Source organism: Bartonella pachyuromydis (assembly GCF_039543065.1).
Taxonomy (GTDB): Bacteria; Pseudomonadota; Alphaproteobacteria; order Rhizobiales; family Rhizobiaceae; genus Bartonella; species Bartonella pachyuromydis.
Genome location: NZ_BAABJA010000077.1, coordinates 1 through 535 on the forward strand (window position 1 = coordinate 1; position 535 = coordinate 535).

Here is a 535-nt window from a genome sequence, read left to right on the forward strand (position 1 = left end):
GGTAATCTCATTTTTGATATTCGTGAAAGCAGTACCAACACCCTCAAAAGCTTCTGCTACACTCGTATAGCTTTGCTCTTCTTCTGTACCATCAGATTTAACTCTTTTAATTTTAAATGTTGGGTAGTTCCAGTTTCCATTTCCAAAGTTAGCTCCACCACCAAAAGACGAGGAAACCTTATCACCCAAGGAATAGACTTGTTTACCCGTAATGGCATCTGTTGAAGTAGCAGAAATATTACCATCTAAAAGATGTGTAATCTTGCTATTGGTCTTTTCCTTATCTACACCATGTTGAGCACTAAAAGCTTGATCAGTTGAACTCCACGATAAGGCATCGCCTTTGACCGTGGTAATGGCATTATTTACTTGTTCAGTCACTTTCTTCTGAACATTCGTAATAGAACTACCAACTCCAGTTAAAGCTTCTGCTACATTTTGGTATGTTTCATTTGTTTCCTGACCTTCAGCGTTAACTGTATTAACCTTGAAGCTTGGTGCAATCCATTGACCATTTTCATATTTAGCACCACCA

Annotated in this window: 1 pseudogene; it reads right to left on the reverse strand. The window is 38.3% G+C overall.

Annotated features, from left to right (window positions below):
• Window positions 1–535: pseudogene (locus tag ABD917_RS08835) on the reverse strand (Vomp family autotransporter); the annotation flags it as partial.